General features: G+C 47.7%; 18 protein-coding genes. 13 read left to right on the top strand and 5 right to left on the bottom strand.

The window, feature by feature from the left end; all coding sequences use genetic code 11:
* The first annotated feature begins 313 nt into the window (after nucleotides 1-313).
* The gene (locus tag N2K84_RS14630; protein ID WP_282592568.1) at nucleotides 314-754 is read left to right on the top strand and encodes a transposase; all 441 of its coding nucleotides are present in this window, start codon (nucleotides 314-316) and stop codon (nucleotides 752-754) included.
* 143 nt (nucleotides 755-897) lie between these two features.
* On the opposite strand, the gene N2K84_RS14635 is transcribed toward N2K84_RS14630, so the two are convergent.
* Entirely contained in the window at nucleotides 898-1806 is a 909-nt protein-coding gene (locus N2K84_RS14635; RefSeq protein WP_282592569.1) for an AraC family transcriptional regulator, read from the bottom strand.
* Nucleotides 1807-1927: 121 nt separating this feature from the next.
* On the opposite strand from N2K84_RS14635, the gene N2K84_RS14640 reads away from it, so the two are divergent.
* From N2K84_RS14640 to N2K84_RS14650, 3 genes are all read left to right on the top strand, one after another.
* A complete protein-coding gene (locus N2K84_RS14640) occupies nucleotides 1928-2737 on the top strand; it encodes an SDR family oxidoreductase (RefSeq protein ID WP_282592570.1) in 810 nt (269 codons plus the stop codon).
* Between the two features lie 209 nt (nucleotides 2738-2946).
* A complete protein-coding gene (gene uxuA / locus N2K84_RS14645; RefSeq protein ID WP_282592571.1) occupies nucleotides 2947-4158 on the top strand; it encodes a mannonate dehydratase in 1212 nt (403 codons plus the stop codon).
* 118 nt (nucleotides 4159-4276) lie between these two features.
* Nucleotides 4277-5689: a putative oxidoreductase C-terminal domain-containing protein gene (locus N2K84_RS14650; RefSeq protein ID WP_282592572.1), complete on the top strand. Its 1413-nt coding sequence runs from the start codon at nucleotides 4277-4279 to the stop codon at nucleotides 5687-5689.
* Nucleotides 5690-5878: 189 nt separating this feature from the next.
* Here N2K84_RS14650 and N2K84_RS14655 read toward each other — a convergent pair whose 3' ends face one another.
* The 3 genes from N2K84_RS14655 to kdsB form a co-directional block, all read right to left on the bottom strand.
* The gene (locus N2K84_RS14655; protein ID WP_282592573.1) at nucleotides 5879-6010 is read right to left on the bottom strand and encodes a hypothetical protein; all 132 of its coding nucleotides are present in this window, start codon (nucleotides 6008-6010) and stop codon (nucleotides 5879-5881) included.
* Nucleotides 6011-6087: 77 nt separating this feature from the next.
* Nucleotides 6088-6888 (bottom strand): aldo/keto reductase, encoded by an 801-nt coding sequence (locus tag N2K84_RS14660; RefSeq protein WP_282592574.1) that lies wholly within the window; start codon nucleotides 6886-6888, stop codon nucleotides 6088-6090.
* An 82-nt stretch (nucleotides 6889-6970) separates the two neighbouring features.
* The gene (gene kdsB / locus N2K84_RS14665) at nucleotides 6971-7714 is read right to left on the bottom strand and encodes a 3-deoxy-manno-octulosonate cytidylyltransferase (RefSeq protein ID WP_282592575.1); all 744 of its coding nucleotides are present in this window, start codon (nucleotides 7712-7714) and stop codon (nucleotides 6971-6973) included.
* Between the two features lie 373 nt (nucleotides 7715-8087).
* Here kdsB and N2K84_RS14670 point away from each other — a divergent pair, with 373 nt between their 5' ends.
* From N2K84_RS14670 to N2K84_RS14685, 4 genes are read left to right on the top strand one after another with little or no spacing between them, the layout of a single operon-like run.
* A complete protein-coding gene (locus tag N2K84_RS14670) occupies nucleotides 8088-8447 on the top strand; it encodes a response regulator transcription factor (RefSeq protein WP_282592576.1) in 360 nt (119 codons plus the stop codon).
* Nucleotides 8448-9722, top strand: a complete 1275-nt coding sequence (locus tag N2K84_RS14675) for a YaiO family outer membrane beta-barrel protein (RefSeq protein WP_282592577.1) — start codon at nucleotides 8448-8450, stop codon at nucleotides 9720-9722.
* A 3-nt stretch (nucleotides 9723-9725) separates the two neighbouring features.
* Nucleotides 9726-11114: a HEAT repeat domain-containing protein gene (locus N2K84_RS14680; protein WP_282592578.1), complete on the top strand. Its 1389-nt coding sequence runs from the start codon at nucleotides 9726-9728 to the stop codon at nucleotides 11112-11114.
* A gap of 32 nt (nucleotides 11115-11146) precedes the next feature.
* On the top strand, nucleotides 11147-12562 hold the full coding sequence (locus tag N2K84_RS14685; protein ID WP_282592579.1) for a glycosyltransferase family 2 protein: 1416 nt from the start codon (nucleotides 11147-11149) through the stop codon (nucleotides 12560-12562).
* Nucleotides 12563-12644: 82 nt separating this feature from the next.
* On the opposite strand, the gene N2K84_RS14690 is transcribed toward N2K84_RS14685, so the two are convergent.
* Entirely contained in the window at nucleotides 12645-15290 is a 2646-nt protein-coding gene (locus tag N2K84_RS14690) for a T9SS type A sorting domain-containing protein (protein WP_282592580.1), read from the bottom strand.
* Between the two features lie 250 nt (nucleotides 15291-15540).
* On the opposite strand from N2K84_RS14690, the gene N2K84_RS14695 reads away from it, so the two are divergent.
* From N2K84_RS14695 to N2K84_RS14715, 5 genes are all read left to right on the top strand, one after another.
* Nucleotides 15541-16773 (top strand): sigma-54 interaction domain-containing protein, encoded by a 1233-nt coding sequence (locus N2K84_RS14695; protein ID WP_282592581.1) that lies wholly within the window; start codon nucleotides 15541-15543, stop codon nucleotides 16771-16773.
* Nucleotides 16760-17290 (top strand): LptE family protein, encoded by a 531-nt coding sequence (locus N2K84_RS14700; RefSeq protein WP_282592582.1) that lies wholly within the window; start codon nucleotides 16760-16762, stop codon nucleotides 17288-17290. Before N2K84_RS14695 ends, N2K84_RS14700 begins: the two co-directional genes overlap by 14 nt.
* The gene (locus tag N2K84_RS14705; protein WP_282592583.1) at nucleotides 17290-17886 is read left to right on the top strand and encodes a hypothetical protein; all 597 of its coding nucleotides are present in this window, start codon (nucleotides 17290-17292) and stop codon (nucleotides 17884-17886) included. The genes N2K84_RS14700 and N2K84_RS14705 overlap by 1 nt, the downstream gene beginning before the upstream one ends.
* A 13-nt stretch (nucleotides 17887-17899) precedes the next feature.
* Nucleotides 17900-18268, top strand: coding sequence for a preprotein translocase subunit SecG (secG, locus tag N2K84_RS14710; protein ID WP_282592584.1), 369 nt, complete (start codon nucleotides 17900-17902; stop codon nucleotides 18266-18268).
* A 224-nt stretch (nucleotides 18269-18492) separates the two neighbouring features.
* A complete protein-coding gene (locus N2K84_RS14715; RefSeq protein WP_282592585.1) occupies nucleotides 18493-20040 on the top strand; it encodes an acyl-CoA dehydrogenase family protein in 1548 nt (515 codons plus the stop codon).
* Nucleotides 20041-20400 lie beyond the last annotated feature (360 nt).

The following is a 20400-nucleotide window of genomic DNA, read 5'->3' on the forward strand; positions in this document are numbered from 1 at the left end:
ACCCTCGGTTTCATCTGCAGGTTTTTACCCGAAACCAGATCCCAATGAAAATACCAATATTGCCAAACAGTATGGATGGAGATGTGGTGTAACAATTTTTTCCTCTTATGGAGCAAGTAAATTTTGGGATAACCCAATTATTAATAATTTTATTAATAACTAGTCGTCCCTTAAAAATATGCGAATATGTTGATTATTAACACGATTTTGTTGATTTCGCACTTGGGAAGTATGGAATTATTTGCAAGGATTTTAGCAATTTAGTGGAAAACCTTGCAGAAATATGATTGGGAAAAACAAACAATCCGGGCAAATGAATTTCTTGTTCCAAACGTTAAAAGATCAGTTGAACCCCCAACACCCGCTGTACCAGCTAAGTGCCAAAATTGACTGGAAAGCGGTTGATTCGGACTTTGCGGAGTATTACACCAATTTTGGACGTCCGGCCAAACCGGTCAGGCTGATGGTTTCACTGTTGATTTTAAGGCAGTTGTACAACCTGAGCGATGAGTCGGTCGTGGAAAGGTGGGTTGAAAATCCGTACTTCCAGTATTTTAGCGGCGAAACCCACTTTCAATGGTCGATTCCCTGCGACCCGAGCGACCTGGTCCATTTCCGTCACCGGGTTGGGAAGGAAGGCATTGAAAAGATTTTCCGTTTGTCTGTTCAGTTGCAAGGCAAGGATGCACAACAGAAATCAGTATCGTTAGATACTACCGTTCAGGAAAAAATATTACCTTCCCAGTTGACATGAAACTTCAAAAGAAGATAATAGAAGAGTGTTGGAAAATCTCAATGAATGAAAGCATCATACTTAGGCAGCTCTATAAATCGAATTGAAGCAACTGATGATCGACCAGCGTTTACCTTCGTCACAGGCAGCTGGGCTAATGGATTTTACCGATTGCCGGTATCCGGCGAAAGGGGTTGGCCCTGGTTGGCTTTGTGAAATTGGCTGCGGTAATGTACCGGTGCAAAGCCGGTTTTCTTTTTAAAACAACGGTTGAAATTGGACAGGTTGTTAAACCCGCTTTCGAAACAGATCTGTGAAACATTTTGACGCCCCTCCAGTAATAGTTTGCAGGCATAGCCGATTCGCATATCGTTGACAAAACCAATGAAGGGTTTCCCGGTTTTTTCTTTGAAATACCGGCAAAATGCGGTTGGGTTCATCCCGATATGACTGGCAACCTGTTCCAGTTTCAGGGGCTGCCTGTAGCTTGAATTAATAAGGTGCATCACTTTTTCGAGCCGGTTGCTTGACCAGTCGTGCAAATCGGGGCAATAAGTTTCACTTGCCAATAATTTATAATTCTTTGTCCGGGCTAACTTATCCAGGATTCTTAATAATTGGAGGATCTTTTCAACTCCTTTTAACCGCAATAGTTTGCGCAATTCTTTACCGATCGAGTTGCTGACCTGTTCGTGAAAGCAGACCCCCCTTAATGCTCGTTTTAACAGTTCATTAATAGGCAAAAATTCAGTGTAATTTTTTAATTGGTGCTCAAAAAAATCGGGTGGAAAATGAATGACAATGGCATTGACTTTATATCTGGGGTCATGGTTGAAAAACGCTTCGTCATTTTTCCAAAAATGGGGCAGGTTAGGGCCTAAAAGAACCAAGTCGCCATCCGAAAAGGCCTCAACATGATCGGCAACAAATCGTTTCCCATAACTTTTTATTACATATACCAATTCATACCCGGCATGGAAATGCCACGGGAACGTAAAGTGAGGGAACTCGTCCCATTTTATATTGAATGAGTTGGCCCCTTTAAAATTTACCTGCTCATGCATGATTTTCATAGCAGCATCTTTGAAAACTTTGTAAATATAGTATAATTTCACGCAAGGATAGTACTGGAGGAAGTTCCCGGTTTCCTGTATTTTTGAAACGCTATGTCTTGTTAATTAAAAGAAAGGAACTATGAATAATTTTAGTATTGAAGGACAAGTAGCCATTGTTACCGGAGGTGGCGGTGTGCTGGGAGGCAGCATTTCGCAAAGTTTGCTGGAAGCAGGAGCGAAAGTGGTCATTCTGGGCCGCAATGAGGAACGGCTGATGAAAAAGGTGGCCGAGCTGGAACATCTTGGCGACATTGTTGCCTATCCCTGCGATGTGATCGATGAGGAACGGTTGCATGAAGTACGGCAACTCATTCTCGACCAGTTTGGGAAAATTGATATCCTGCTCAATGTGGCGGGAGGAAATATACCCGGCGCCACCCTGACGGAAGACCAGACCATCTTCGACATGAAAATTGAAGACTACAAAAAGGTAACCGATGTGAACCTGCACGGTACCGTTTTGCCGAGCCTCATTTTTGGCGAGGTGATGGCTAAGGCCGGACGGGGAAATATCATCAATATTTCGTCGATGGCGACTTATTCGGCCATCACACGTGTGATGGGCTACTCGATAGCCAAAACCGGCATCAACATATTCACGCAGTGGATGGCGATGGAGATGGCCCTGAAGTTTGGCGAAAAGGTACGCGTAAATGCCATTGCGCCAGGGTTTTTTATTGGCGACCAAAACCGCGCTGTGTTGATTAACCCGGATGGTTCATATACCGAACGAAGCAAGAAAGTGCTGGCCCGTACCCCGATGAAACGCTTTGGCGATATCAAAGAACTGAACGGCATCGTGCAGTTTTTGTGCTCCGATGCAGCCAGCTTTATCACCGGAACCATCATCCCCGTTGACGGAGGGTTCAGTTCGTTTAGCGGCGTGTAGGGATTTGGGAATGATGAATGATGATTGACGATTAAAGATCAACGATTAATGATTTGAAACCCGTATTACCGCAAAGGCATAGAGACACAGAGAGGGATTTGTGGTTAGCGATTGGCGGTTGGTGATTTACAATGGACAACCTGGAATTTGTAACTTGAATCCGGCAGTGGCCGGAGTAAACACTTGGAATTTGTAACTCGAAACTTCTTATGGGATTGGAAAAAACATGGCGTTGGTTTGGCGCCAACGATCAGGTGAGCCTGGCCGATTTGCGGCAGATGGGCATCGAGGGGGTGGTGACAGCCTTGCACCACATCCCGAACGGGGAGGTTTGGCCGGTGGACGAAATTATGCGCGTGAAAACACAGATTGAAGCACACGGCATGCGCTGGTCGGTAGTGGAGAGCCTGCCGGTATCCGAAGGCATTAAAACGCACAACGCCGACTATGGCCGCCTGGTGGCTAATTACCAGGAATCGCTGCGCAACCTGGGCAAGTGCGGGATCGACCGGGTGTGCTACAACTTTATGCCGGTGCTCGACTGGGTGCGAACCGACCTGCATTACAAGCTCGACAGCGGGGGAGAGGTCATGTTTTTCGACTTTCCGACTTTTGTGGCTTTCGATGCTTTCATCCTGAAACGGCCGGGGGCCGAACAGGATTATCCGCCTGACATTATAGAGAAAGCCCGGAAGCTGGCGCAAACGATGAGCGTTGAAGAGCAGGAACGGCTGGCGTACAACATCATTGTGGTTACCCAAGGTTTTATCGACGGGGTGGTGGATGGCTCGGCGCCCGACTACAAAAAGCTGTTCCTCGAATTTATTGATACCTACAAAGAGATTGACGCCGACCGCTTGCGGCAGCACCTGGCGATGTTTTTGAACGATGTGGTCCCGGTAGCCGAAGAATATGGCATGAAATTGTGCATTCATGCCGACGACCCGCCCTTCCCGGTGTTGGGGCTGCCGCGCATTGTGAGCACGCAAAGCGACCTGGAATGGATTTGCGATCAGGTGGATTCTGTGTCGAACGGGATTACCTTTTGCACAGGATCGTTGTCGGTGAATCGTGAGAACGATCTGCCCGGCATCGTAAAAAAGCTGGGACACCGCATCCATTTCACCCATCTGCGCAACAATGTGTTTTTGCCCGATGGCTGTTTCCACGAGTCGGGACACATTTACGGCGATGTGGACATGTTCCCGATCATGAAGGCTTTGCTCGAAGAGCAACAGCGGCGTGCCGAAGAAGGCCGCCCCGATGTACGCATCCCGGTGCGTCCCGACCACGGTATCAAAATGCTCGACGATTACAGCAAAGCGGCCAATCCCGGCTATCCGCTCATCGGACGGCTCAAAGGCCTGGCCGAGCTGTCGGGCCTGGAGATGGGCATCGAACGGATGCTGGCCAATTCGTAGTGGAATAAACTTGGAAGAAACAACAAAAGCCTGGCGGATAGACAGGCTTTTGTGTTTGCTGGCTGAAAAAGTTTATTTTTGTAAATACGAGCAAACTAATCTTTTATAATCGATACAAATGAAAAACCTATCCCACTATTCCCTGATCCTTTTGGTGACTGTTACGGCAGCTTGCGCCGGCAGCGGACAAAAAGCGACCGAAACGGAAAAAACCCAATCCACTTTTACCGGCGCTAAAGGCGAAGTGAAACTGATGACCCTTGATCCGGGGCATTTTCATGCTGCGCTGGTTCAAAAAACGATGTACGAACAGGTGGATCCCACTGTATTTGTTTATGCTCCAGAAGGTTCGGATCTGCAGGACCACCTGGCCCGGATTGACGGGTTTAATACACGGGAGATGGATCCAACCAGTTGGGTAGAAAAAGTATATACCGGCGCTGATTACCTGGACAAGATGCTGGCCGAAAAGCCGGGAAACGTCATGATGGTTTCGGGCAATAACGCCAAAAAGACAGAATACATTAAGGCGGCGGCCGATGCCGGCATTCATATTTTTGCTGACAAACCCATGGCCATTAATACCGGCGATTTTGCTTTGCTGGAGCAGGCTTTTCAGTCGGCGGCGGCGAACGGCGTGTTGCTGTACGACATCATGACCGAGCGCCATGAGATCACCACCATCATTCAGCGGGAGCTGTCGAAAGTGCCCGAGGTGTTTGGCGTGCTACAGGAAGGAACGCCTGATGAACCGGCCATCACCAAGGAAAGTGTACACCATATCTTCAAATACGTGGCCGGCAATCCGCTGAAACGTCCCGACTGGTTTTTCGATACCGAACAGCAAGGCGAAGGGATTGTTGACGTGACCACCCACCTGGTTGACCTGATCCAATGGGAAGCCTTCCCGGAGCAGCCACTGCAGAAATCGGACGTTGAAATGCTGAAAGCCAGTCGTTGGCCCACCGAAATGACCTTGGACCAATTTAAAAAGGTTACCCAGCTGGATGATTTTCCGACTTTCCTTCAAAAAGACATTGTGGATGGCAAATTGCATTATTTCTGTAACGGTGAGTTTACGTATAAACTGAAAGGAAAATATGCCAAGGTGTCGGTAATCTGGAACTTTGAAGCTCCGGAAGGTACCGGCGATACCCATTACAGCATTATGCGCGGGTCGTTGTGCGATGTGGTTATCAAACAAGGAGCCGAAGAAAATTATCTGCCCACTGTTTACATTCGTGCCACGATTGACGAAGGGCTGGAAACTTTTGAAGGAGGTTTGTCGAAAGCCATCAACCAGGATATTGCTACCATGTACCCCGGACTTAAACTGGTGAAACTGGAAGATAAACTGTGGACGGTTGAAATTCCGAACCAGTATAAAGTGGGGCATGAGGCCCATTTCGGACAGGTTACCGAAAAATACCTGCGCTACCTGAAATGGGGAAAACTGCCCGAATGGGAAGTGCCAAACATGATCACCAAGTACTATACCACCACCAAAGCGCTGGAAGTGGCAAAACAATAGCTAGCTGTTCTGTGGGATCACGAAGGCTGACTGAGAAGATGTTGTCAGGTTTCCTGAAAGCAATAGTCCCCAATCCGGTAATTTGCGGATTGGGGGCTCTTGCTTGCGTGAACAAATCCGGAAACAAGTTCATAATGAGGTTGTTGTAAGCGCTTAAGTCGGCTGCTGCGGATTGTTGATGGTTGTGAATCAGGCTTCTTTTCGTTTGAAATATTCGATGGTGCCTTCCAGCGCTTTTGTTTTTACTTTTTCGATTAGCGCCTGTTTTTGTCCATCGGATAAGGAGCCGAAGTTGCGTGCCAACTCAATTTTTTCACGCATATAAGTAGCATTTTCACAACCTGCGATCAGTACGGAGACCGGTAGCGACCAAACAAAGTACATGGCCTCTTTGATGCTCAGGTAATTGGGGATGACCGGATCGTCAGTGGTCCAGTTGGCTTGTTTTTTTCGGAGAAGAAACGACCGTCAGCCAATGATTTAATAGCCAAAATGCCCAGGTTACGGGCCAGGGCCTTAGGCATCACATTTTCAATGAAACTAAAATACGACTGGTCGAGTACGTTGACAGGCATCAGTACGGTATCGAATACTTCCAGGTTGTTGGTCTGTTCCAACATTCGCAGGTGGGCAAAGGGATTTTGGTGTCCCGTAAAGCCGATATGCCTGATTTTCCCTTCTTTCTTGGCTTTCTGCATTTCTTCCAGAACACCCTGGCTGATGCGGTTGTCCACATCATCCGGCGTGCTGATGGCATGCACCTGGTACAAATCAAGCTGATCGGTCCGCAGGCGGCGGAGCGTGCCTTCCAGATGGTCGCGGACGGTTTTGGCGTCTTTGCCGGTTGTTTTGCTCATCAGGAAAATCAGGTCTCGGTACTTGGGGGTCAGGTATTTACCATACCGTGTTTCGCTGAGGCCGGCCGAGTAGCTTTCAGCCGTATCAAAAAATCGGACGCCGCCTTCCAGGGCCGCTTCAATCACTTCCTGGGCATCGCGTTCGGTGGTCCAGCCAATGTGGTAGCCGCCTGTACCGAGCATGGTCACTTGTTCGTTTGTCCTTCCCAGTTTTCGTTTTGGCAGTATGCTGCCCAACCGGTCAGACTCGCTGTTCTGCGGGTTGGATGAAATTCCCGGAGTCGCGGAAAGACCGGCAGTCAGTGCTGCGATTGATTTGATAAAGAAACGTCGGTTTGCCATTTGTGCTGTTTTTGTTTCAAGATGAATACGTTACAAAGGGCAATTTGTTCAGGTTCGAATATGCAAAGTCTTGCCGTGGATCTTACAAGCCTAAAAATGCTTTTGCCTGTTCCAGGTCTTCCGGCGTATCAATACCGATGCTCTCAAATTCGGTTTCGGCAATTTTAATTTTGTAGCCATTTTCGAGCCAACGCAATTGTTCGAGCGATTCAGCCAGTTCCAGGGACGAGGGACTGAGCCGGGTGATCTCGTCTAAAACCCCGGCACGATAGGCGTACATGCCCAGGTGTGCATAAAACGGATGGGCGTGCAGCCAGCCGTGTGGTTCCTTTCCGCGAATGTACGGAATGGTTGATCGACTGAACAGTAACGCATACTGGTTTGCATCGAAAACTACCTTGGGGCGGTTGGGATTAAAAAGAACCTCTTCGCTGTCGATCTTTTTTACCAGGGTGGCAATATCGGTGGCCGGGTCGGCGAAACAATCTCTCAGCGCCTGGAGTTGTTCTGCCCGGACAAAGGGTTCATCGCCCTGGATGTTGATGATCACATCCACGGGGCACTCCTTCGAAATAGAGGCTGCCGCTTCGGCACAGCGGTCGGTGCCGCTTGGATGGTCTGCACGGGTCATCACCACCTGCCCGCCAAAATTGTTCACTACGCTGGCAATCCGATCATCATCGGTTGCTACGTAAACAGCATCGATGGCCGATGATGCATTTTCGTAAACGTGCTGGATGATGGGTTTCTCACCCAGCATGGCCAGCGGTTTGCCTGGGAAACGGGTGGACTGGTAACGGGCCGGAATGATGGCAACAAATTTCATGTGCGTACTTTTTTGTTTTGCAAAAATAGAAAAGACCAGCTTTTTTGGCAGGTTGACACCTAAAATATATTCTTCCGGCGGGGTGAAATGCTCAATTCTTTAGCGATAGATTAATTTCTTCATTGGCAGGGATATATGCAAGGCTTTCATTCGACGCAGGGACGTAGGTCTGTTCATTAGGTAATAAAAAGTCGAATTGAGCTGAACAATCGATCTGGCGGGGTAGTTAATGAGAATAAATTTTTCAGACTGTATTGGTAATTTCGTTCATTAATTATAATTTGGCACAATTATGATCTAAATTGTTTATAATCATTACCTATATAATATATTTGCTGGAATTATCGGAATTGCTTAACCAAAAATCACTTTCATGAAAAAGATCCTTGTCGCGGAAGATAATAAACTTATCCTGGAGACGATCAATCATAAACTTTTACGGGATGGCTATGAAGTCATCAAAGCGCAGGATGGTAAAGAATGCCTGAGTTACCTGGAGAACAACGAGGTGGACCTGTTGATCACCGATCTGTACATGCCGTATGTGAACGGGCACGAAGTAATCAATACACTGCGCAACGAATGGCAAAACAAAACCCCAATCCTGGTTTTATCGGCCGACGGCGCCGAAGACACCGTTCTGAAAGCCTTTGAGCTTGGGGCCGACGATTATGTAGTCAAGCCATTCAGCCTTAGTGAACTCACTATACGAATCCGAAAACTTCTTCAGTAAATGAGACTATTTCTACTTTCCGTTTTCACGCTATTATTTGTTGTTCCGGCTATTTCCCAGGAGGAGATAAGTTTAAATGCTGACTCCTTATTCCAGGTGGCCCGCCAGAAATCGGTGGACGGTAATTATCAGGAGGCAATTGAGCTGACACAAAAAATACTGGAGGCCTATCCCACCTATACCGATGCCCGGATCCTGATGGCCCGTTCGTATGCCTGGCAAAAGGATTATCCTGCTGCCCGCGAAAATATTCAGCCGGTGCTGGACAGCGATCCCAAAAACTACGAAGCCAACAGTGCATTGGTGGATTTTTATTTGTGGGACGAGAATTTGAAATCAGCCTTGGATCAGGTGAATAAGGCGTTAATCTTGTTCCCCGACGACGTGCCCCTGCTGGTGAAAAAAGCCCGAATACAAACGGCTGACAGTGATTTTAAAGCGGCCAGGCAAACCCTGGGTGCGATAGAAGTGCTTGACCCCGGGTTGGAAGACCTGCCGCAGTTAAAGAAAGCCGCCGGAGCTGATTACCAGCACATCATCCGGCTGGAGCATTATTTCGATACGTTTGATGATCCGTATAAACGTCGTTGGCACATGAGCTCATTGGGCTACGGGCGGCGTACTACCTTTGGCGACTTTTACGCGAAAGTATATTGGGGCGATATGGTTCAATCCGGCGAAAGCCTTTTTTCCAACCAGGTTTCCACGCAATATGCGCTGGAACTGTATCCAAAGATCGATGAGCACAATAACATGTTCCTGAACTATGCCTGGTCGGGCGACGATTATTTCCCGCAAAACCGCTTTGGCATTGAGTATTGGCATGTGTTTAAGTACGAAATTGAAGCCTCGCTCGGCTATCGGTTTATGAATTTTCCGTTAGCCGGGGCCGATGACCTGAATATCCACATTTATACTGGTTCGCTGGCCAAATACCTGGGTAAGTTCTGGTTCTCGTTCCGCCCGTATTTCATTTACGACGGAACCGATACCTCTTCGCGCTACATGCTTTCGGCCCGGAACTACCTGAAAAAGGATGAGAGTTACCTGGAACTGGTGCTGGGAACAGGAATATCACCCGATAATCCGTATTTCTATACCAGCGGACAGGCGATTCCCGATCTGAGCTCGTGGCGGGTAGAGCTGGAGTGGAAACAAAAAATTTCGAACTTTTTGCTTTTCGAAATCGAAGGGGGTTACGAAAATGCCGAATATCAGCATAATCTCAGACGCGACCAATTTAGTTTCAGAACCGCCCTTTCATTTTTGTTTTAGCGTATGAAGAAGAAAATTTTAAACCTATTTGCCATTTTCCTGATCAGTCAGCTGTCAGTTTGGGCACAAGCTGCTCAGGAGCCTGTTCCTGAAACAGCCGTGGCCGGCCATGTCCAGGAAGCCGAAACTACCAACGTTGGCGAAACAACGACTTCGGAAAGTCAGGGGACGGCCATGTCAATTGTTGAAAAATACGTTGAGCAAAAAGCCGATAAAATTCCTCACCGCTCCTTCTGGTCGGAACGTTGCAATGAGTTGCACCAGCTGTTACTGGCAACCAGCGAGCGTATTTTCTCTCCGAAAACCCATGAATTTTTAGCATATGTACTGGGGGTGGTGTTCGATATACCCGTGTTAATTCTGTTGATTTTTCTGAGTCTGACCTTTATCCTGAATATCATCCTGGTGGCGTTATTCCTGTTAATTACCACTTTCTACAAAAGTGGCCGTGAGCTTTACCGGAAAAAATTGAATGAGCAATTAGAGCAGTTGCTTACGGATTACCTGTTCTACGATGTGGATGAAGAAGAAACCCTGAGAAAATTGAGAAAGGTGAATAGTCCATTGGGCAGAAATGTGCTGATTGATATGCTGTTCAATTATCAGCGAAACCTTTCGGGCGAATACCGCGACCGGATACTGAACCTATACAAACGACTGGATTTGCAGAAGGTTTCGGAAAAACGCATCTCCTCATTTTATACCCATCGCCGGGTGCGTGGCATCCGCGAGCTTTCCAATATGTATCCGTCGGGTGCGCGTGAGCTAATCATTAAATACGTTCGCGACAAGAACGACCTTGTCCGCAGCGAAGCCCAAATCGCATATGCTTATCTGGATAAAGAGGCCTCTTTTGATTTTCTGGACGATTTGAAAAGCCCGTTGTCAAAGTGGGTTCAGCTGAATATTTTGAACTATGTGAAATTGCATGAAAAGGAAGTCCCTTCGTTTGGAGCCTGGCTTCATTCGCCCAACAAGGACGTGCAGGATTTTTCGGTGAGGATGATCAACTATTTTCAACAAAACGAAAATGAGGAGCAACTAATAAAAATGTTGGACCACCCGAATGCTGAAACCCGTGCCTATGTCTATCAGACCATCCGTAGTTTGAATTTGTTTGAGGCAAAGGCGGAAATTAAAAAACGGTACGGACAGGAAGATTATCAAAATAAAATTGAGATTCTGCAGGTCCTGGATGTTTTGGGCGATAAGTCAGACATTGATTTTTTGGCCGAAGTGGTTTCCGGCGATGATGTTCGGCTGAAAACTGAGGCCACGCGGGTCCTCTATCGTATGGGAGAAGCAGGAAAAGCCTTTCTGAAAGAATATAGCGAAGCAGAAGACATAAGTCTGAATAAATTTGTTGAACACATCAAAGACACAAGAAACTAATGGATATCATCGCTAAAATCATATCGTTTTGGGTGGAGAGTTTCATTTTCTATTATGCGATTGCTATCTTTTTCGCATACACCATCCTGGCCGTAATTTCTGCTTTCGTACTTCGTCGTTATTACTTATCTGCCAAGGTTGCCGGGCAGGATGAGGTGCTTTCGTCGCCATTTGCCCCTTCTATTACCATTCTGGCGCCTGCTTTTAATGAGGGGTTGAATATTGTTGAAAACATCAAAGCGCTGTTGGCCCTGTATTACACAAACTTTGAGGTGGTGGTAATTAATGACGGAAGCACCGATGATACGCTGCTGAAAACCATCGAAGCTTTCGACCTGGAAAAGGTACCCTACGTGATTGATGAGCGGATATTCTGTACGGAGATCAGGGGGGTTTATAAATCGAAAAAGCGGGCTTTAAACAACCTGACGGTTATCGATAAGGTGAACGGTGGAAAGGCCGATGCCTTAAACGCCGGTTTAAATGTGGCCCGTGGAAAATATTTCATTTCCATTGATGCTGACTCGATCATCGATCCGTATGCTTTGCAAAAAATGGTGAAGCCCTTCCTGGAAGAAACAGATACCAAGGTAATTGCAACAGGCGGGGTAATCCGGATTGCCAATTCGTGTGAAATTCAGGACGGGCATTTGGTGAAAATAAACCTGCCCAAAAAGCCCTTGCCGCTGTTTCAGGTACTGGAGTACAACCGCGCTTTTTTGATGGGGCGCCTGGCTTGGAGCCGTCTAAACGGTTTGTTGATTATCTCCGGAGCATTGGGCCTCTTCGATAAGGAAATTGTTATTGCTTGCGGCGGATATCACCGGTTTACAGTGGGCGAAGACATGGAGCTGGTGGTGCGCATGCGTAAGTACATGGCCGAAAATAAAAAAGATTACCGGGTGGAATATATTCCCGACCCGCTTTGCTGGACCGAAGCTCCCGGTAAATTGAAGGTGCTGGTGCGCCAGCGAAACCGCTGGACCCGCGGAACCATCGAAACCTTATTTTCGCACTGGAATATTTTCCTCAACCCGAAATACAAAACCATGGGCTTGGTGTCCCATCCTTTCTGGGTTTTGTTTGAATGGATGGCCCCGATTGTTGAAATATTTGGTATTGTATATTTTATTACCATTGCCCTGTTGGGGTATGCAAACTGGCCTTACTTTTTTATAACCCTCTTTTTTGTTTATTTCTTTTCGGTGTTTTTTACCAGCTATGCCATTCTTTTCGACCATATCGCTTTTTACCGGTACAAGAAGAAAAGTATGGTACTGCGGCAGTTAGTTGCAGCTTTGTTTGAGCCGCTCCTGTTTCACCCCATTGTGCTTTACTCGGCCATCCGGGGGAACTTCGATTATTTTGTGCTGAGGAAGAGGAGCTGGGGAAATATGGCGCGCGTTGGATTGCGGAATATGGAGGAACGTAATAATCGGCCCAAATAACATGTAATATCATTCAAACTGACAGCCCCATCCGAAAGATAACCGGATGGGGCTGTTGTATTTTGAGGCGATGGCAGGTTTCTTACAGCTTGATCAATTGTTTGGTTACCCGCCTGTTGTTCAGCCCGAAGTTGAGGAAGAAGATCCCGGGTTGTTGGTCACTCAAATCGATGGTTTCGTTGTTGGACAAGGTGTTGATCTTCCGTACCAACATGCCGGTTGAATTGGTGATGGTGATATCGGAAATCTGTTGGTTGTCCGAAAAGTTAACCAGATATCTCCCGGATGAAGGGTTGGGATACACAGAAACCTTATTGTCGGCAATTGGTGTATTGGCCGAAGTGCCATTCGTATTGATCTGGATAGTTGCCGTAACCAAGCGGCTGTATTTATCGCCGTCGGTTACATAGTACATAAATTGGTCGGTACCGCTGGCCGTTTCGTAAGGCTCGTAGGCAAACGACCCGTCGGGGTGTACAAACAGGTTTCCTTGCATGGTGGTGTAGCCATTGGGAATCACCACCTCCAGTGTTCCCCGGTCGTAGTCAAAGTCGTTGGCCAGCAGGCCGTTTACATCGGTTGTTTCCAAGTATTCGCCAACATTCACCTGGTAGGTTTCGCAGTTGGCAATGGGGGCGTTGTTGAATTGGCCAAGTTGTTCTTTCAGGTAGTGTACCGACTGTTTTTCCCGTTCATATTGCGGGTTTTGGATGATGTCGATCGCATCCCAGTTGTCCCAGCTGTAGCGGCTGGTCTGAAGTTTCTCCGTCTGGTGCAGCACGGTTGCGGCAATTCCCGTGGATGTTTCATCACGGGTAAGGATGGTCAGTACGTCGCCCACTTTCTCGGAAGTATAGTGAGTGACTTTTTTCTGCGACGGATCGCGGAAATTGATCAGGGTCCAGGGCAGCTTGATGCTGATGCTGTCAGAGTTCCAGCTTACAGGCGACAGGAAACTGTACGGATCGCTGGCCGGGCTGATTTTTAGCTGGCCAATGTATTGAATGTCGTTTTTGGAATAGTTTACCTTCCAGCGTACCTCGTTCCAGGGCTCACCATCTGTCACCGTCGAGATGATGGTGTCGTACCGGTCGAGCAGTTTGATGCCGTAAGTGTCATAGGCCTTGGTCACATAAAGTTGCGCCATCGAGTCAGCCAGGTTTATTCTCAGTGCAAATTCGGCACGGAGTGTTTCGCCGTTGTTCGTAATGCTTTCTCCGTTTGGCAAAATCGATTCACCCATGTCCGGCCCGTAAGTATCCAGCGCAACCCAATAGTCTTCGCCAAAGGATTTATGCGTTTTAGTGAGTATGTCCAGGTTGAAGTAGGTTGGATCGGCTGATGCTTTGATCTCCGTAATGGCGGATGAGGCATATTTCCCGATAGACGTTTTGGCTTTGGGAGCCGGTGAGAAGGTAATGATCCCGAAGTTTTGTTCCGGGTTGGTCAGGTTGTGCCAAACAAATCTCCGTTCGCTGTCCGACAACGGGTTGGTAATCCAGGCCTGCTTGAACCATTCATCCAGCCACGAAAACTGCATGCCCCCGGCAAGCCCGGCGGTTTCCATATTTTCGAACATACGAATCGTGTAGGTCCCCTGTTGTTTTTCCGTCACCCCTCCGTGGTGCATCTTGCTTTGCGCCAGATGGGCTATCCCCCAACTGGTAGGAACTCCAAACTCGGCAATTACCAGGGGGATATTGTGGTAATGATCTTTCAAATCGTACAAATAGCCCAGGTAACTGTTGGGACCGTAATCGTCGGAATAGGGGATATAATCGGGCTGGTCGGAAATAAATTCCGGGTAATATGGGTAGGCATGGTACGAAACAAAAAAGCCTGCCTCTGCCTTCGACCCGTCCACTTTGGAAAGGTCGATCGACTCGCGGTCTTCCACGCCGTCGTATCGGTTGGTTTCGGTGGGGTGGGTGAGTGGGTCTAGGGTTGGCCAGCTGGAAAAACAAACCGGTCGTTGGGTGGCATACTGCGCATATTCGTAAGCAACTGTTTTGTCCATCCGCGCACAAACCCAGGCCTCGGCTGGAGTGCTGTTGCTGATTGACAAAAAATCGCCTGCGAATGAATTGACACCGCTGTTGTTCGCGTTGGTCACGGTAAGTTCGCCCGGAAAAACTTCGCGCCCGATGATGTAGCCAATTACCCAGGGTGATACATCAGCAGTATAAGTGCCATATGCCTTTCCGTAACGGAACCCGATCGATCTGTTGCCATGTACGCAATCAATCACTTCCTCAATTTCGGTGTTGAAAGCATCGGTTTGGTGGTACAAATCCAGGTCGGTTTCCTGTTCGTCGAGCCAGATTCCCTGAAACAGCAACAAGGGGCTCTCCGGATGGGCTTCGTTATACTTGGCCAGTTCTTCGTAAAACCGTGGGAAGTGCAGCGTGTAAATACGCAAGTTGTTATACCCTATTGCTTTCATCTGGGCAAACCAGCGGGCATATTGTTCGCTGGATGCAGCCAGTTCTCCCGGCAAGGTTCCTGGCACGGCAATCCCCAGGTTCATTCCTTTCAGAAAAAGCCGGGTGTAATCTTTTCCGTCCCACACCGAAAAATAGTCCCCTTTGGCTTTAAACGGGATGAGGGTGTTTTCGGTACACGTGCTTAGTTCGGCCAGGTCTGCTTCTTTGTGGTCAGGTGTGGCCGCAAATGAGGGAAAGCCTGATAAAAGCAGGAATGTGAATTGGATAAGTAGAATTTTTCCCATGTTCAATTGTTTTTAAGTTTCTCTGTTTCGAAGAGTGTCACGGCGCTGGTAATTTAGCAACCAATATTGAAATCAGCAATTTACTCCTGTCAAAAAATGATTAATATGCATGACGGATGAGTATATTTATTTCTGAAAGGTTTTCTTAAGCAATGTTAAACACGTTGGTTTTATTCGTATGCCGCTTGATGCGGCAACCAAAGTTAGCCTTAAAATTGTAACTTTGCTGAATTAATTAGGATACCGAAATATGGACGTTCAGGAAATAAAACAACGGTTTGGTATTATTGGAAACGCTTTGGGGCTGAATCGGGCTATCGAAGTGGCCGTTCAGGTAGCGCCTACCGATTTGTCGGTTCTGATTACCGGTGAAAGTGGTACCGGGAAAGAAGTTTTTCCGCAAATCATCCATCAGTTTTCGACCCGGAAACACGGCAAATATATTGCTGTAAACTGTGGTGCCATTCCCGAGGGGACAATCGATTCGGAACTGTTTGGCCATGAGAAGGGCGCTTTTACAGGCGCTCTAGCCGACCGGAAAGGATACTTTGAGGAAGCTGATGGCGGTACCATCTTTTTGGACGAAATTGGCGAGTTGCCTCTTTCTACCCAGGTGCGTTTGCTCCGCGTTTTGGAGGCCGGCGAATTTATCAAGGTGGGTTCGTCGAAGGTGATGAAAACCAATGTGCGGGTGGTGGCCGCTACTAATGTGGACATTCCTCTTGCCATCGAAAACGGAAAGTTTCGCGAAGACTTGTATTACCGGCTCAACACGGTGCCCATCCGGGTGTTGCCGCTTAGGGACCGTCCCGAAGACATCTTTCTGCTATTCCGTAAGTTTGCCATGGATTTTGCCGAGCGCTATCGTATGCCCCCGGTGCGCCTGGACGAGGAGGCCCGTCAGGTACTCGAACATTTTGGTTGGCCAGGCAATGTGCGGCAGTTGAAAAACATTACCGAGCAAATCTCGATCATCGAACAGGAACGCAACATTACCGGGCCTGCCATGCGCAGTTACCTGCCCTCAGGTGGCAAGCCGCAGCTGCCCGCTTTATACCGGGGCGTGGATGAAAAAACCTTTTCCAACGAACGGGAGATCCTGTACCAGGTTTTGTTCGACATGAAAAAGGATATGAACGACCTGAAAAAGTTGGTGCTCGACCTGATGCATGAAGGAGCCAGTCCCTCTGAGTTTCATGCCGAAAATGCCCAGATCATCCGGAACCTGTATAGCAAAGAGCCAGCTCATTTTGTAGCCGAGCCTGCTCCGCAAAACCCGGTGCAGTTCGAATCTGTTGACCGCGATGATATCCAGGATACCGAAGAGTTTGTGGAGGAGTCGCTTTCGCTGGAAGACAAAGAGATTGAATTAATTAAGAAAGCCTTGGAAAAACACAAGGGAAAACGGAAATATGCCGCTCAGGAGCTGGGCATCTCGGAACGTACCCTTTACCGGAAAATTAAAGAATATGATATCGACTAAATCATTCAGGAAAATTCTCTTTTATGTTATGCTGGCGCTGTGCTCGTTCCCGCTGATACAGGGATGCCGGGTTTCGTATTCGTTTACAGGGGCAGCCATTTCCCCGGAGGTGGCGACATTTACCGTATATTACTTTCCCAATAGGGCTCGGTTGGTAAACCCCAATCTGAGCCAGCAATTAACCGAGGCGTTGCAGGACAAGCTAACCCGCCAAACCTCGTTGGACATGCTTTCTGAAAGTGGAGACCTGGAGTTTGAAGGGCAAATTACCGGCTACGAAACCCGCCCGATGAATATCAAGGAAGGGGATGTAGCTGCCCAAAACCGGTTGACTGTCACTATAAAAGTAAAGTACACCAACAATAAGAATCACGACGATGACTGGGAGAAATCATTCTCGGCTTATGAAGATTACAACAGCACCCAATCGTTGAACGAAGTAGAGGATGCCCTGATGGAGGAAATACTGGTGAAGCTTACTGAAGATATTTTCAACGCGTCAATTGCAAACTGGTAATGTTGTTTTCCGATTTTCATAATTACCTGCAACATCCCGAAACGTTGGATGAAAACAGTTTACCGCTGTTGAAGTCGTTGGTGCAGCAGTATCCGGCATTTCAAGCGGCCTGGATGTTGCTGCTGAAAAACCTGAAAACGCTGAACGATCCGGAGTTTGACAACTACCTGAAATTAGGGGCGATCCGGGTGGCAGACCGCCGCCGCTTGTACTATTTCCTGATGGAGGAAGGGCAATCCGGGGATACAGCTCAATCTGCGGATGAACTGGATTTACTTTCAAAGGAATATCTGGCGACCGGAGCTTATCAGCTGAACCGCCATGAAGAACAGGAAGAATCATTGGCCGACTTGGTGAAATCGTTCCGCAAAAAGCAGGTTGAAAAAGAAGCGTTGGTGCCGGAGGCAAGCGAGGACGCGAATTCTGCAAAAAAGGCTGAAAGCGAATTTGTTACTGAAACGTTGGCCAAGATCTATGCCCGGCAAGGACTGTACAAGCAGGCAATTTTGGCCTACGAAAAATTAAGTTTGAAATATCCGGAAAAAAATACTTACTTTGCCGGTCAAATTGAAGAAATAAAAAGATTAATGAACTAAATAAACGTAAATCATGTACACGCTGATCACGGTTTTAATTTTCATCACTTGCATCCTTTTGATCCTGATTGTTTTGGTACAAAATTCAAAAGGTGGCGGTTTAGCCAGCAACTTCCAATCATCCAACCAGATTATGGGGGTTCGTAAAACCACCGATTTCCTGGAAAAAGCAACTTGGTTTTTGGCTGGGGCCTTATTGTTCCTGTCGGTTGCCGGAAGCGCTTTTATCCCGCGTACCGCCGAGCAGATCAATCAATCGTCGATGAAAAACCAGATTGAGAATGCAGTTGATCCGAATGCTGTTCCTAACTTCCCGACTACAGTGCCGGAAACTCAGGATGCTGCCCAGGATGCAGCTCAGGAAGAAACGCCTGCTGAATAAGCATAAACAAAGCTTAATATATAAAAGGCTTGTTTCCACGTGGGAACAAGCTTTTTTTTATACCCCAAAGTGCCGGTTTCCGACAGCGATTCATTTGGGCGAAAGCCTGCCACACATAATCCCAGCCATTCTAAATACACCCCGACTGAAAACATTCAACCCAAGTCCGTGTTACATTCTGCACAGGGGTAATTTTTTCCCTTTTTACTCAGATTATTAGAAGAATGAATGAAACTATTTTAACGGACACCCTCACCTTGGAGACCCAATTTCATACAACAGAACCGATCCAACAATTTCTGGAAAAGCTAAAAGCCAAAATGAGACTGGTATATCACCAGCGTGGCGATATTAACCAATATGCGCAGCAGCGTGGATTACCCCCCTTTGTATTGCGTGAGATCATGGAAAGCAATCCGCTTTCGATAGGCATCCCCACGGAGTACGGCGGGCGCGGTGCTCTGATGCACGAAAATTTGGCGCTGCTCGAAGCGGCTTCCTACGAGTCGCTGGCGCTTTCACTTACATTTGGGATCAACTCGGCCCTGTTTCTGCAGCCGGTTGGCAAGTATGCCTCGCATAAGGCCAAAGCCGAAGTTTTTAAACGCTTTCTGGAACAGAAAAACATGGGCGGACTGATGATTACCGAACCCGATTACGGAAGCGATGCCTTGAATATGCAAACTTCGTTTACCGAAGAAGAAGACCATTTTCAATTGAACGGCAAGAAACACTGGGCCGGCCTCACCGGTTGGGCCGAATTCTGGCTGCTCACCGCCCGGCAAAAAACTCCGGCAGGCGACCTGCAACGCGACATCGACTTTTTTATTTGCGATGTCACCCAACCCGATCAGGGCATCAAAGTGGAAGAGTTTTACGACAACCTCGGGCTGTATCAAATTCCTTACGGACGCAACCATATTGATGTAAAAATCCCGAAAACGCACAAATTACAGCCCCAAAGTACCGGGGTGAAGATGATGCTCGACCTGCTTCACCGCAGCCGGATGCAATTTCCGGGCATGGGCATGGGCTTTATCCACCGCATGCTGGATGAAGGGCTGAACCACTGCAAACAGCGTTTGGTGGGTGGTAAAAGCCTCTTCAGCTACGACCAGGTGCAGCAACGCCTGTCGAAATTGCAGGCATCGTTTACGGTTTGTTCGGCCATGTGCGCCAACAGCGCCAAGAATGCAGGGCTCGATAAAGACCTGACGGGCATTGGCATCGAAGCCAACGCCGTAAAATCGGTCGTGACCGATTTGATGCAGCAGGCAGCCCAGTCGGTTACCCAGCTGGTGGGAGCGAAAGCTTACCGCAACAGCCACATTGCCGGGCGCGGGATTACCGACAGCCGTCCGTTCCAGATTTTCGAGGGTTCGAACGATATTTTGTATGCGCAAATTTCGGAAGGACTGGTAAAACAAATGAAACGGGTGAAGGAAACCAACCTGTTCCGCTTTCTGAAAGACTATGAACTGACCAGCCGCTCTGCCGACCAACTGAAAGACTTGTTCAACTTCAACCTGAACCTGCAATTGCCGCAGCGCAAACTGGTGGAGTTGGGGCAGGTGATGGGCCGCGTTATTTCGATGGACCTGGTGCATAAACTGGCCGACGAGGGATTCCGTAGTGATCTGATTGATGGCGGCATCAATATGCTCCAGCAGGAAATCCGCCAGCTGATGGGCACTTTCAACCTAACGGCCAACGAACAGGTGGTGGAAGAGTACCACGAAAACAGTTCGTGGTTGCAATTCGCTGTTCGGTAAACGCAAGAAGGCAGTTTCTGAATTTTTCAGCAAGCGAAGTAAAAACGCTTTGGTACACAATAATGAAAAGCTCCGCGCATGGCGGAGTTTTTTATTACCTGAAAAAGAGGGGAACTTGCATTTTTTGTGGAATGTGGGGGTGAAACGTCGCCAAAGTATTCAATCAGCGTGAACCGATTGCAGGGAAATCGCTTTTAGGAATTAAATGCCATTCTTTCTATTAGAAGATGTTAAACTGTTCTTTTAAGGTCGTCACCACCCGTCCGAGGCCGTCTCAAAACAAAATTTGGGACGGTCTTTCTTTTTCTGGATTTTGGAGATTTTAGATTTTGTAGTTGGTTTGTTTATGGTTCCATATGG

The organism is Gaoshiqia sediminis, from assembly GCF_025907915.1.
GTDB lineage: Bacteria > Bacteroidota > Bacteroidia > Bacteroidales > Prolixibacteraceae > Gaoshiqia > Gaoshiqia sediminis.